This is a genomic window from Bacteroides zhangwenhongii, assembly GCF_009193325.2.
In the GTDB taxonomy this organism is placed as follows: domain Bacteria; phylum Bacteroidota; class Bacteroidia; order Bacteroidales; family Bacteroidaceae; genus Bacteroides; species Bacteroides zhangwenhongii.
Genome location: NZ_CP059856.1, coordinates 594,277 through 608,892 on the forward strand (window position 1 = coordinate 594,277; position 14,616 = coordinate 608,892).

General features: G+C 40.3%; 7 protein-coding genes. All 7 read right to left on the reverse strand.

From position 1 onward, the window contains the following. Positions 1-26 precede the first annotated feature (26 nt). Positions 27-2,027: a RagB/SusD family nutrient uptake outer membrane protein gene (locus GD630_RS02300; protein WP_143867429.1), complete on the reverse strand. Its 2,001-nt coding sequence runs from the start codon at positions 2,025-2,027 to the stop codon at positions 27-29. 10 nt (positions 2,028-2,037) lie between these two features. Then, complete coding sequence (locus GD630_RS02305; protein WP_182505689.1) at positions 2,038-5,187, reverse strand: SusC/RagA family TonB-linked outer membrane protein; 3,150 nt, start codon at positions 5,185-5,187, stop codon at positions 2,038-2,040. A 120-nt stretch (positions 5,188-5,307) separates the two neighbouring features. Then, positions 5,308-7,041 (reverse strand): glycoside hydrolase family 43 protein, encoded by a 1,734-nt coding sequence (locus GD630_RS02310; protein ID WP_143867423.1) that lies wholly within the window; start codon positions 7,039-7,041, stop codon positions 5,308-5,310. A gap of 181 nt (positions 7,042-7,222) precedes the next feature. Next, on the reverse strand, positions 7,223-8,806 hold the full coding sequence (locus tag GD630_RS02315) for a glycoside hydrolase family 43 protein (RefSeq protein WP_143867420.1): 1,584 nt from the start codon (positions 8,804-8,806) through the stop codon (positions 7,223-7,225). Between the two features lie 50 nt (positions 8,807-8,856). Further along, complete coding sequence (locus GD630_RS02320; RefSeq protein WP_143867417.1) at positions 8,857-10,185, reverse strand: glycoside hydrolase family 43 protein; 1,329 nt, start codon at positions 10,183-10,185, stop codon at positions 8,857-8,859. Between the two features lie 17 nt (positions 10,186-10,202). Further along, a complete protein-coding gene (locus GD630_RS02325) occupies positions 10,203-12,143 on the reverse strand; it encodes a glycoside hydrolase family 97 protein (protein ID WP_143867554.1) in 1,941 nt (646 codons plus the stop codon). Positions 12,144-12,210: 67 nt separating this feature from the next. After that, the gene (locus GD630_RS02330) at positions 12,211-13,938 is read right to left on the reverse strand and encodes a glycoside hydrolase family 43 protein (RefSeq protein ID WP_143867414.1); all 1,728 of its coding nucleotides are present in this window, start codon (positions 13,936-13,938) and stop codon (positions 12,211-12,213) included. Between the last annotated feature and the right edge of the window lie 678 nt (positions 13,939-14,616).

The window sequence follows — 14,616 nt, forward strand, 5'->3', positions numbered from 1 at the left end:
ATTATACATTCAGTAACCATAAGGAATTACCATCCCGGATTCTGCGGGAATTCAGCATACAGATACACGTCATTATCCAATAAGGGGAACCAGTAATGCTTCGTTCCAAATACCCGTTTCAAAATAGTCACCTCACGGAAGTTTCTCACTTCTGCCTCTGCCGGATCATTATTCTTATAAAAGTCTTCATTCTCTACACGTTCGAATTCTTGTGAAGTCTTAATAGTATAGGGTTCTTCGGTCAGCAGCAACCAACGCTGCAAATCGTTAAAGCGGAAACCTTCGAAAGACAACTCGACAGCACGTTCACGACGAACTTCATCCATAAATTTCTGGGAATTAGAAATATATTCCGGACAAAGAGTACCTTTTTCATCACCCGGCTCTCCTCCACCAACAGGGCCTACTCCCGCACGTTTACGCAAAGTATTGATCGCATCTTCGGCCGTTTTACCAAAATTCGTAGATTTACCTGCAGCACCATCTACTGCCGCACAAGCTTCAGCGTACATCAGATAAATATCCGCCAAACGCATGTAAGGTAAGTATGTATGCAGGTTACCCGACCAATTATAGAGCCCATCATATTTATTAGCCTGATGCGGTACTAATTTCTGGATGAAATAGCCGGTACGGCTGGCATTGGCCACGGCTCTCATAGCTCCACCCGTATACAGGGTGCAATAGCGCAAGAATTCCTTGTCTGCTTCAGGAATAGCTGCATTGACATAATGGAATCCGTCAAAAACTATGTCATGATAAAAACGGGCATCACGATTTCTAAATGGAAAATTCTTTCTAAAACCGGATTTTGTTTCATCTTCACTCAATGGCAAACCGTTCTCCATACCATACAAATTCACATAGTTGGCGGTAGGCTGGTGAATGATATTATCATGTTCAACCAAACCATAAATTTTAGGTCCCCACAATTTGGTCATATTCCAGTTACTACCGTTGAAGTCTTCGGACGGACCACGGAAAATAGCTTCTGTAGTACCCGGCATTTTCCAGTTCTGACCAGTAGTATAGAATATTTCAGAATAACTATCAGAAGCAGATGCCGATTTGGTATGATTGTAAATATCACTATAATCAAACTGCGCCAATGCATATTGCGTCTGCCCGCTTTCGACAAGTGTCAGTAACTCTCCGAATGCCTCTGCAGCTTTTTTTGCATATTCTGTATTGTAATTGTAAGTATTGCTTCCACCTAGCTGCGCACCATGCTCCATCAAAGGACTGGCAGCCCAAAGATAATTCTTGCCCAGATAGCCTAATGCCATAATCTTGTTGATACGCAAATCATTCTTACCCGCGGTTTGTTTGCCAACAGTTGTGTTATCCCAATTAATAGGAAGCAAATCCGCTGCCATACGGAAATCGGCTGCCGCTTTATCCGCACATTCCTGATAACTCAGACGTGGCAAAGACATTTTCTCTGTAGCAGATAAGACTGTATCAATATAGGGCAATCCGCCAAAATATTGCATCATTTCAAAGTGCCACCATGCACGGAAAAAATAAAGTTGACCGGCAATCAGATTTTTCTCCTCATCCGTAGCTTCCGTTAACCTTTCTAGATTAGCGATGCCAATGTTAGCCTTACGTATACAATACCATGCATGTGGCCACAGTGAATGTTTAAACTTAGCATTGCCGTCACTGTTCGGATGATAAGTAGCCGTAGGATCACTGCCGGTACGATAGAGCCAGCATTGATTATTGGTAGACCATGCACGGAAGTTACCCAAATCGACCTGATGCGTCATGTGGCTGTCACCTTCCGGGTTGAATATTTCATCATCTCCCCAGTTCCAGGAAGTAGTATAATTGTTCTTCTCCTTATCAGGAATACAGTTGTATATTTCCTCGATAAACCCCTGAAAATTCCTAAAGTTCTTAAATGCTTCTTCTTCAGACACGGTAGAGTCAGCTTCCTTGTCCAGATAGTCCTCACAAGATGAAAATCCCAACGAGAAGAGCAATAAGCTACCGCATAAAAGAGTTCTATATATTTTTCTCATAGTACTTTGATTATAATGTAAATTTAACACCTAAGTTGAAACGTTTCACCGTAGGATACGCCCCTTGATTGCCCGAACCTGCATAATTCGATTCACGGTCGTCCGGCATCTTAGACCATACCCATAAGTTGTTTCCATTTAAGTAAATCTTCAAATTTTTCACCCCGAGTTTTCGCACCCATCCATCTGTAAAGGTATAGGCTATCTCTGCATTTTTCAGACGAATGTAAGAACCGTCATAATAGTATTGCGTACCATTACTGTAACCGCTCACCTTTGACAACCAGCGCGGAGTTACAACATCGGCCGCATCGCCAGCCTCAGACCACCAACTACCCTGGTCGTACACCGTATTCATCTGACTGCCGAAACTGGTCAACTGAACGACACGAGTCACATTATTTACACCATAGAACTGTACAAAAGCGCTGAATCCCTTCCACTCAAAGCCAAGAGTAGCATTATATGTGTTCTGTGGAGTATCAGAGTAACCGTAAGGAGCTTGGTCCTTGCTGTCGACTACGCCATCACCATTGAAATCGACGATATAATAGTCTCCGGGAAGACGTTGTGAATTGTTTGTATCATGCTGCGGGCTACCAATCACATCGTCATAAGAATTCAAATATCCATTATCAATATATGCCTTATTCTGACCAATGGCATAACCAGCCACCTTTTGATACCCAGCCAACAATGGAGCATCGTCTTTTTCAAGTATCTTATTTTCCGCATGGGTCATGCTCATATTAGCCCAAACGCGCATCCTATTGGAAAATGTCTTGTTGATACGAAGTTCCAACTCATAACCTTTGGTTCTAACCTTACCTAAGTTAGCGGTAACTGCTGTAGTACCAAAATAAGAAGGAATAGCCCGATCGCTTCCACCCACCAGAATATCAGTACGTTTATCACGAAAGACTTCCACGCTACCTGCAAACAAGCCATCCAAAAACGAGTAATCAATACCAAAATTCAATTTCTTTACTTTCTCCCAATGCACATCAGAATTACCTACTGCTGATTCACGATACCAAGTATATGGGCTTTCACCACGATCTACATCCAAAGACGAGGTTCCGCCGTAAGCCCATTGGTTCATATACAACCAACGTGTTTTTACATTATCATCACCAATTTCACCGTAAGAAGCACGAATTTTCAACATATCCAAAATTCTGCGTTCTTTCAAGAATTTCATAAACGGTTCTTCACTAACCATCCATCCGATAGCACCGGAATTAAAAAACGCAAAACGATTTTCTTTGCTGAACTTCTCGGAACCATTATAAGCACCATTATATTCAATAAAATACCGATCCGACCAATTATAAGTAGTACGGAATGCCCAGTCTTCACGATAGTGAGGAATTTCACTTCCTGTAGCCGTTTCCTGACGACTGAACAATCCCATAAGGGTAACATTATGCTTTCCAAAACTACGGGCCCAATTTAATTGTGCCTGATAATTAAGATTACGCTGTGTCGCCCAATTCTTGACTTCACCACCTTCCGTATTCCACATTACACCCTGCATAAAATCAAAACCAGTATTGTTGTCATACGACTTTTTATAACTGACCTCACCTGTATCCGGATTAATCCATTTATGTTGTGCGTCGTTATATAGGTCATTGATACCGCGCTTCCATTCTACAAAAGTATTATCCCAAGAAACCATAGCTCTTGCACTCAATCCTTTCGTTATAAAGCTCAAATCCTGCTCCAATGCAAAGTCAGTTGTTATCTGTGTAGTAGTGGTAGTCATCGTACCTCCCAATGACACATTTTCTGCAGAGTTGGTAACATTCGAGATATTCGGATAATATCCCCACGAACCATCCGAATATTTTGGAAGGAATACATCCGGAGCAATATTATACGCCCCCGCCCACTGCTGGGCAATCGACCAGTCGGCCGAACTATCATAATTGGAATTATTATAAGGAGTTTTCTTGTATCCATTAGAACCTGCTACATTAACCTTAAAAACAGTACTCTTGGTTATCTGGAAATCCAGATTACTACGTACATTAATTCTGTCATACCCATAACCGGAATTATAATCACGCCCATTATCAAATACATCGAACAAGTCTCCCTCATGCACATAATCGACAGAAGCGAAATATTTTACAAATCGAGTACCACCGCTGACATTCACATTTGTATTGTAGGACATCGCATAGTCTTTGAACAATACATCCTGCCAGTCCACATTCGGATAGCGTTCCGCTTCTTCCAAATTTGCCGGATTACGATACTTATTAATTATTGCCTGCGGCTTTATGTACGACCATGAATCCGGATACAAGCTCAACTCATGCTCAATAGCCATATTGCGCGCCATCAAAGCATCATAAGAATCCAACTTGTTAGGAAGTTTGGAAGGTATCTTCATCGTGGCATTGGCTGCAATGTTTATTTGGGCAGCTCCCTCAGTTCCGCGTTTGGTCGTTACTAAAATGACACCATTTGCACCTTTCACACCATAAACAGCAGTTGCAGAAGCATCCTTCAAGACAGAAATAGATTGTACAGAAGCAATATCCACACTGCTCATCGGACGTTCTATGCCATCCACCAGTACCAACGGGTCACTATTATTCCATGAACTAGTCCCACGTATTGTGATTTTCGGTTCTTCCTCACCCGGCATACCGGAGCTTTGAGTCGTTATAACCCCCGGCAGGTTACCGGTTAACGCCGCACCAATATCAGAAATGCCAGCCGCCCGTTCCAATACTTTTCCAGTGGTCTGCGTGATAGCACCTACCACACTCGCTTTCTTCTGTTGTCCGTAACCTACAACTACGACTTCTTCCAGCTGTTTAGTATCATCTTCCAACACCACTTTAATAAGACCTTTGGAAACCACTTTTACTTCCTGTGGCTTCATTCCTACATACGAAACAATAAGGGTAGACTTCTCATTGGGTACGGTCAATACAAAATTTCCATCTATATCTGAAATCGTACCTATTGAATTATTACCCTTTAAAACTACTGAGGCCCCAATAATCGTCTCACCATTACTGTCAAGAACTGTTCCCCTCACCGTCATTTCTTTTTGTGCTTGTGCTGTTACAAAACTAAACAACATAAGGAGAAACAAGTAAGGAATCTTTTGAATTTTCTTCGTTACATTTTTCATTACCATTAGTTTAAGATGTTAATTAACCACATTGTTTTCTAATCATCATTCTTTTTTTAATTGCACTAGCCGTCATTATAAATACCACTCATAGTTACTAGTATTAGATTTATATAAAAAAAATAATTATTTGCAAGTAGCGTATAATCCGATTGTAGTACCAGTAAATCCACCAGCCGTTGTAGTAGAGAGATAACTGGAATCTACATCTTTACAAAGCAGTTTCCAGCTTTTTTCACCATCAATAGAATAATAGAAATCGTAACCAATTCCTTGAGATACTAATTTCAAATATACCTCATTTGTATCCGCGTCTATTTCATCTGAAGCCAATGTCTGTTCCTTTTCACCGATTTGTTTCAGAGAAATATTTTTATTCTCACCCACTTTATTCAAGCAGAAAAAATATTGATGCGTCTCATCTTTAAACAACAGCATTCCGGCTGTTTCCTTATCGTCAGAAGGATTGAACAACATACGGGTAGCACATTCAAATTTATGATGTTGTAACCGACGACAAACAAATGCCGGAGTTTTCTTTTCCGTAGCGCTAATATCTGCACACTTCAAGGTCAGGTATCCGGGTGTTTCCGACAAAGAATATAGATCGGATGCAGAAGCTCTCAAAGTCATCCAAGTCATGTCAAGTACAGGAGAATCAAAGTTCGCTACTAACTCGAAGTTACCATAAGTAACTGTCGTATCGCGTTTCGCACCCTCACGTTTTACAATCATAGGTACTAAATCATCGCCTTGTGTCATGTACGGGAATCCGTCTTCACTCCATTTCACCGGCATCATAAATGTTTCACGTCCCAAATTCTCAAACTGATTATTAATAGGACGACAAGCCAGAAAAACAGCCCACCAATCTCCCTCTTTTGTTTGAATCAAGTCTGCATGACCAGCACAGGTTACCGAATTAGGACGGTCAGAATTCAAATGTCTTTGCGTCAGAATCGGATTGTTTTTCCATGGAAGAAATTTACCCATCGGAGAATCACCACGGAAAATCACTTCTGAATGCCAGTTCCCCGTTCCACCTTCGGCGGACATCAAGAAATACTTTCCATTTATTTTATATAAATGAGGACCTTCTATCCAAATTGGTTTATCTGCCGGTTGAGCTCCTTTGTTTACAAGAATTTTACGGGGACCGATCGTCTTATCCGCCTTCACATCAAACTCTTGTATGCGTATAGTACGGTGTCCGCTATATTCAGGTTTATTATCCGGAGCCTCATCATTATTAACAATATATGCCTTACCATCTTCATCAAAAAAGAAAGAAGGATCAATACCTCCGACCTCCGGCAACATGACGGGTTCCGACCATTCACCAAACGGGTCTTGCGTCTTAACAAAGAAATTTCCGGCTCCTACATTGGTTGTTACCATATAATATGTTTTGTTATACGGATTATAAGAAATAGCCGGGGCAAAAATACCACCACTCACTTTCTGTCCTTCCATCTTCACTAATTGCGAAGCACGATTCAACACATGTCCTATCTGTTTCCAATTCACCAAATCCTTGCTGTGAAAAATAGGAACACCGGGAAAATAGGTGAATGTAGATGTTACCAGGAAATAATCACCTTCTCCATTTGTGCAAACACTAGGATCGGAATACCATCCCGGCAAAATTGGATTATAAAAATAATCTTCACCTGACAGAGGATTGGAAATATAAAAATCATCATTTCCTTTATAGGAAAAATAATCAAAGAGAGCCACAGATTTTCCAATAGCCGGTAATTGTTGTTCTTTCTTTGAGTTACATGACATCATTGTTATCCCCAACATAAATATGGAGAGCCGGACGATTGACATTAATTGTATTACCTGTGTATTCTTCATAATACCTCTTATTTTCTTTATAATCAAATATGAATTACTGATCTTTTTCTGCAAAGATATGCCAGCTCATAAAACTACAAACATAATTATGTTACGAGCTTCTTTTCCAAAATAACATCTTCATTTTCAATGTTACATCTATCTTTTCCCTTGTAGCACAGTAAAACAATCATACTGATTATCAATGTATTACATTTCTACTTTTTTTATAATGAAAGAAATCAATATCCACATATCCACCTTTCGTTTTCGTAGCATAATTGAATATGGCAAACTTTGTTCCCATAAAAAACTTGGTAAAATCAAACTTCATTTTGAAATCCTGTCCGACCTTTATCCATTTGCGATTATCCAAACTATAATAGAAAGTAGCCAAATCACGATGCTGACTAAAATCACAGTCAATACGCAGATAAATCATATTCTGATCCAAGCCTATCCGCTCTTCCTCAACAGCGTCAACTTTCAGAATCGCTTTGTCAGAATCATTCAATTCTACAACATTCGTACTCATTGTGAGATATTTCTTATTTCCATCCATTATTATAGACAATAACCCCGAATCCCCGTTAAATGCACTAAATCCGGCGACATCCCCATCTTTCATGTGGGATATATCCATAGAAATAGTTCCACTACACGCAGGTCCTTCCATACGCTGTGTGATGGTATTGGGAGCAGCATACAAATTATCGACTATCCGATCCGTCTTAAGTCGCAAGTAACCGGGACGTTCACTCAAGGACCAGAAATCGTTCATCGGATTATGGTTCCACTGCCAGTTAAGCTTTAACTTGGAGACATCAAAATCATCACTTACCACCAAAGGGATTTCCGGATAGCCTTGAATCGGCTTCTCCATCACCAAAGGTACATGTCCATTTTCATCCCCCAGCATCGGCCAACCGTCTACCCAACGACATGGCATCAAGGTAGGAACACGTCCCACTCCGTTACGGTCTTGAAATATCATGCCATACCAACGACCGTCCGGTGTATCAACAATATTCCCTTGTCCCACTCCTCCATACGTATCAAAAGCATCTTCTAAAATCACGTTCTTTTTATATGGCCCGGTTATATTATCAGCACGATAACATACCTCTCTGCGGATGCCATTTCTCGGCCATGAAATCATCAACAAATAATACTTTCCATTATGTTTTATCACCTGGCTTCCCTCCAACAGTCCATTCTCCGTCTCGTCACGTTCGAAGATTTTCATATTGACACCATTGGGTTGCACTCCTGAAAGATCACTCTTTAGTTCAACAAGAGAGCCTGTCCCGTAAAAAATATACACTTTACCATCATCATCGAAGAAAAGAGATGCATCATGAAAATGCGGTGTACGGGATACCAACTCCCACTTACCGGCCGGGTCAGTTGTCGAATAAATATATCCTTTGTGCGGCTTGTCATTAGGGGAAAAGAATACATAAAACTTACCATTATGATAACGAATCGATGACGCCCATTGTCCCCGTCCATAGACAGTACCGTCTTTCAGGTCATAATTCGGAGTATCCGTCAGTTTATCAAATACATAACCTACAATTTCCCAATTTACAAGATCTTTTGATTTCATGACAGGCGCTCCGGGCATCAGATGCATTGTAGTACTGATCATATAAAAATCATCACCTACCCTAATCACAGACATATCAGGAACGTCCGCATAAATAACCGGATTACGAAATGTATCACTTGCATATCCCATTATCCCGGATAGTAGTAACAAAAACAAAACAAACAGTTTTCTCATGACCATATTCTTGATATATAAAATTAAAAAACAATTGCTGTGTATTGGAACTATTTAAATTCCCAATAATCCAAATTGAAAAGTTTCTTCCCTTTCTCTCCCTTAAAACAAAAATAAAGATCATGCACCCTTTTGGCATTCTTTATCTTGCATGACATCAGTTTATAGATATCCATTCCTCCTGTAGAAGATATGCTGATATTACCAACTATCTGTCCGTCAACACCGTCCAAACGAATCTCAATATTTCCTCCTTTTTCAATGCAGGCAGCGCTGACACTAAACTTCTTCGCCCCTTTTGCTCCAAAATCAACACCTCGCACACACAAGTATTCATCATTGTCAATATCTGTCACATATAAACCTCCATTCTCTAAATTCCCGGTCTTCAGCCCATACCCCCAAGCCATCGTTTCAGCCTCCACTCTGCGATAAGGATTAAAGGTCCCGATTTGCTCCAGTTTTGTATCCTGCCAATAGGGGACTTCCTGAATTGTCCCATCCGGATTATAATGCATTTTTGCAACAGATACCGAACGCCGCTCTTTATGATCGAAAGTCTCCAGATGAAGCAAATCATAATTTAGGCCAAACACATACGAGTCCCCCTTATAATCAATAATTCCGGGGTGATTGCCTCTGGTTCTTTCCGTAGGACGCATGATATATCCTTCTGTAACCCATGGACCGGTAGCCTTGTCACTCATGGCATAGCCAATACCTTCCGGGCAACAAGTTGAAGCAAAAGCCATATAATAATGTCCGTTCCGCTTATACGTCCAAGGTCCTTCCTGATAATGTTCCGGCTTATCAGCCAGTTGTACGATTTCTCCCGAATAAGAAACCATATCCTCATTCAGTTTCACGTAATAGACATTTGGATTGCCCCAATACATATAGGCTTGCCCGTCATCATCAATAAATACGGTAGGGTCGATATCATCCCAATGCTCTTTTTGCCATACTAACGGTTTATTCAAAGGGTCTTTGAAAAGACCGTAAGGAGAGTCGGATACCAATACGCCGATACCATTACCGTGAATCGGGCAATACATATAAAATTTACCATTACGTTCGATGACTTGCTCTGCCCAGGCACCGTTATCACGCTTCACCCAATTGAAACTCTTCAAGGAAGCGACTGCACCATGATCCGTCCAGTTTACCATGTCTGTAGAAGTATAAAGCAGCCAGTCCAGCATTTTGAAACCTTCGGCATCATCCTCATCATGAGTGGTATAAAGAAAAACGGTATCATTATATACCATTGGAGCCGGATCAGCGGTATATTTTGTCTGGATAATAGGATTTTGTGCCGTTCCCGAAACAGCCATCATAACCAACAGGAGTGATACACCCCAAAAATTCAAGTTTTTCATATTCTATCAGTTTAAAGTTATTGGGTTATTAATATTCCACCATTGCAAGGAATGGCCAATTGCAATTCTTGTTTCTTACCTATTTCTATTTGTTTTACGCTACCCTGCAATGCCTTATCATCACCATACAGTCTCACCTTTTCTCCATTGGAGAACATCGGCAAATTAATTTTAAGTTTCAGTGTTTCCTTCTGCGCATTTACTCCGGCAATATACCATTTATCTCCATGACGACGGGCAAGAATAACGTATTTGCCAGGATAACCATCTATGAAACGTACCTCATCCCAAGTCGTTGGGACCTCTTTCATAAAATCAATTGCCCACGCAGGAGCATCAGTCAAATTATTCGGTGCCAAAGCGAAATGTTGTACCGGACTTTGAAATAAAACCGCCGTAGCCAATGCAAAGACATCTGATGTCACCCGTCGACTTCCTCGTGGAGCATTATCCGCATTGTAATATTTGTTCAATGCACTACCTCCGAAATCCATGCTACCTACCGTGTTACGGATAAACGGATGCAGGGTGGCATTAAAAGCCTCATGATCACAGCTACCTTGAGAGAAATGAAGATTTTCACTAGCCAACACAGCTTCACTCGATGCGTAGTTAGGAAACATATGTTCCCAACCACGAGGCAAAGTACATCCATGAAAAATAACCAGAAGGCCGTACTCGTTTGCATCCGCCAAGATATCCTCATACAACTGCATAGTCATTTGCTTGTCACCTCCGAAAAAGTCAACTTTTATTCCGCGGATACCAATGCTTTGCATCCATTTCATCTCCTTACGTCTGGCTATCGCATTATCCATAATACCTCTCGGAGTTTGCGGAGCATCATTCCAATACCCATTCGAATTATACCACAAATAAAGAGCTACCCCTTTGTCCTTCCCATATTTAGCCAATTCTTCAATTTTATCACGCCCAATTTGTTTATCCCACAAGGCATCGACCAACACAGATTGATACCCCATCGCTGCCGAGAAATCAATATACCGGAGTTGCTCTTTGTAATTAGTACTTCCATCCATACCGATAATCCAGCTCCATGAACCCCGGCCATACGTATACTCTCCTTTTGCCGGATAAAGCGGTTTTACAACATCAAAAGGAACGGTCGTCTCCACTATGGGAGCCAAAGTCTTACCTAAAGTAATAGTACGCCAAGGCGTCTCGCCCGGTAATGCTATCCCCGGAGAAACCGTACCATTCCCATTCGCTTCACCTTCTTGCGGAAATCCAATGGTATATACTCCTCCTTTTTGTCCCAACAGACGGCTCGCACAATATCCGCCATTTACTCCCGTTTCGGAAACAAGCACCCAACCGTTATCTCCATTACGGAACAGACAGGGAAATGTATATCCTTCTCCCCAGCCATTTTTCCCTGCGACATCATCTGCTGTATAAGACGTCTCATAACTTGGAGAAGTACGGGCAAATCCCCCCATCGGTTTACTTTGCGGACAAAGGAAAGTGGTGGTTCCGTCAGGAAACGCAAATCCTGTGGCTTCCTTCCTAATCACGCAACTTTGTGTCTCACCTTGCGGATACATCTTATATTTAAAAGCAATATCATTATTACTTATGCGGAATATAACATCATAAACTGTTTTCCCTTGTTGTGTAAACAAAAATACAGCTTCATTCGCCACATAATGAACCTTGCTCTGTTTAATAGAAGGTAGCTCATAGGTTTCATCTATTTCGTTTATTGAAACATTTTTCTCTAGCGACATCCCGGATGAAAAATCTCCGATATTTGCAACAATCCCCAATGGAGATGGCCCTAAAAAGAGAACATTGTCATAACTAACAGAATAAGAGGGTCTCCCATCTCTATCCGAAACTGTTACCACCAGCTTCCCATCAGGACTTGCTATCTGTTTATCTTCTGCACTCGCAACGCTACTAACCAATAACATAGCCATTGCTATAAAAAATTTCATCATATTTCTATTTTTTAGATTCTTCAAAGGATGTATTTTCATAATTACAGAATGATAAAGTTTCTAATTAATTACCAACAGATGTTGCATACAGGCCGATCATTGCACCTGTAAAGCCACCAGCCACATTAGTAGAAAGAATATCACCGGAAACGGTTCCTCCTAAATTTATAAAACTTTTGCCATCAGTCGAATAATTAAAACGATAATCATCTCCATTGGCTGTTACTTGCAGTGTCACAGGTTTCTCTATCTCTATCTTCACCTCGCCTAGAACACTTGTTTGCCCTTTTTCGGTTCTTTGCAGTATCAGATAATAGTCTTTTTCTTTTTTAGTAATACCGAAAACGTAGTGATATCTTTCATTCTGATAACATGTTACACCGGCAAAATCTTTCTCATTTTTCGGTTTGTACTCCATTGTCGCTGCCGCTGTAAATTGATTATGCTGCTGGCGGTAGAACAAGGTAGAAGTAGGTTTCACTTCATTGATATTTGTGGTAAAAGGAATGATTCGCAAACCTTTACCGGTAATATCCACGAATTCCTCACGAGGACCTCTAAGACCGATCCATCTAAAATCCAATGTCTTATCGGAGAAATCATCCTTAAAGACAAAGTTACCACTAGGCAAATAACCATTTTGCCCTGTTTGGTTCTCTACTCCTGAAGGCATCTTCAATGTAGGTTTCATAGGAATAAGCCCATTCTCAAAAACAGGAAATGTTCCGCTCCAGTCCACCGAAAGAATAAAAGTTTCACGTCCGGTATTCACTCTATTCTTCTCATTGGGACGTATCCCCAAAAATACACCATAATATTTTCCATCCGGTCCCTCCACTAAGTCTGCATGACCAGCCCAGTCTACTTTATTCACCCGGTTTGCAGGAAAATAACGCTGGGTGAGAATCGGATTGTTACTTGCCGGAAGATAAGGTCCTTTCGGATAATCACTTACAAAAATCACTTCACTATGCCAGCCTCCGGTTCCACCTTCCGCACACATCAAATAGTAACGTCCATCTTTCTTATAGATATGAGGAGCTTCAATCCATATTGGCTTTTCTTCTATATTGATGCCACCATTGACAATGATCCGGTCCGATCCCGGAACCACTTTATCATTCTCCACATCATAATCCCATATTTTTATGACACGGTGTCCTGAGTAACATTCATTTGCTTTAGCAGGAGCATCATTATGCACCACGTATGCCTTGCCATTATCATCAAAGAAAAGAGAAGGATCAATGCCTTCAAATTGAAGTTTGACCGGATCACTCCAACCATTCTCCGGATTCTTTGTCTTTACCACCATATTTCCAAAGCCACCGGAAAATTGAGTGGTTATCATATAAAACGTATCATTATTGGGATTATATCTTATAGCAGGAGCATATACACCTGCACTAATACCGCAATCTTCAACCTTTAATTGTGACGTTCTGTCCAGCACATGACCGATTTGTTTCCAGTTGACCAAATCATTAGAATGAAAAATAGGTACCCCGGGAAACATAGCAAAAGATGAGCATACTAAATAATAATCATTACCTTTCCGCGTTATACTCGGATCGGGATAGCAACCCTGCAAAATAGGATTATAGAACTCACCCGGCTTTAAAGGATTGTTTTGATAAATAGCATCCTCCCCCTGATAAATAAATTGCGTAAAGACAGGAGCATTTTTCGTTATTTTACCCTTGCCACTCACCTCCATATTAAAAAACAGCATAATAAATACGACAAGGCCCACGGATTGACAGCCCGACAAAATCAATTTTAATGTTCTCATATTATCACTTTTTATTTTCTATAATTTCCTGTTCCATAGTAGTGATGGCAAATGTATTGATTTGATTTCATCGTATCTGAATAATCACGATACAGGCTTCTATATAGAGGTTACATTTATCACAGACATGTAACATTCTTCTTTCTTGGTGTTACACAAGCATTTAAATCCATAAAATGGTAAGAGAAATGTTGCATTGAAAAGACAACTAGGGACAGTTGTCCATGGAATGAGAAGATTTCACGATAAGTATTAATAGAAAGAATCTAATCTATTAATAATAAACTTGTTCACTATTAAGGGGAAACTTCTGTAGATCAGTATACAAACTTACTCTTCCCTAATTACAATCTATAATTGCAAGCTTCATTTATAAAAACAAAACTTGCGTTTATAGTTTATAATAGGCGCAAAACAACTTTACCGGTAACTAAAAACATGTTTGTCGGTAATGAAGAGAAACTTTTCTATTAATGGTTTGCGTACAGTATTCCTATATTTCTCATTGGATAGAGAAGCGAAGTAGAACATTTAGTATGAGAAATACCTTGATATGCCCTAGAATAGGATGAGAATAAAAGGATTTCGGGACTAAAATAGGAGAAAAGTATGAGAAATGAATTTCTAGAAAGTATTTCTCATAATGCATCTCCCTGATAATCTATATATTATATAAAA

Excerpts from the sequence above, each read along its gene's own strand:
- GD630_RS02300 (WP_143867429.1), bottom strand. The coding sequence starts at position 2,027 with ATGAGAAAAATATATAGAACTCTTTTATGCGGTAGCTTATTGCTCTTC.
- GD630_RS02305 (WP_182505689.1), bottom strand. The coding sequence starts at position 5,187 with ATGGTAATGAAAAATGTAACGAAGAAAATTCAAAAGATTCCTTACTTG.
- GD630_RS02310 (WP_143867423.1), bottom strand. The coding sequence starts at position 7,041 with ATGAAGAATACACAGGTAATACAATTAATGTCAATCGTCCGGCTCTCC.
- GD630_RS02315 (WP_143867420.1), bottom strand. The coding sequence starts at position 8,806 with ATGAGAAAACTGTTTGTTTTGTTTTTGTTACTACTATCCGGGATAATG.
- GD630_RS02320 (WP_143867417.1), bottom strand. The coding sequence starts at position 10,185 with ATGAAAAACTTGAATTTTTGGGGTGTATCACTCCTGTTGGTTATGATG.
- GD630_RS02325 (WP_143867554.1), bottom strand. The coding sequence starts at position 12,143 with ATGAAATTTTTTATAGCAATGGCTATGTTATTGGTTAGTAGCGTTGCG.
- GD630_RS02330 (WP_143867414.1), bottom strand. The coding sequence starts at position 13,938 with ATGAGAACATTAAAATTGATTTTGTCGGGCTGTCAATCCGTGGGCCTT.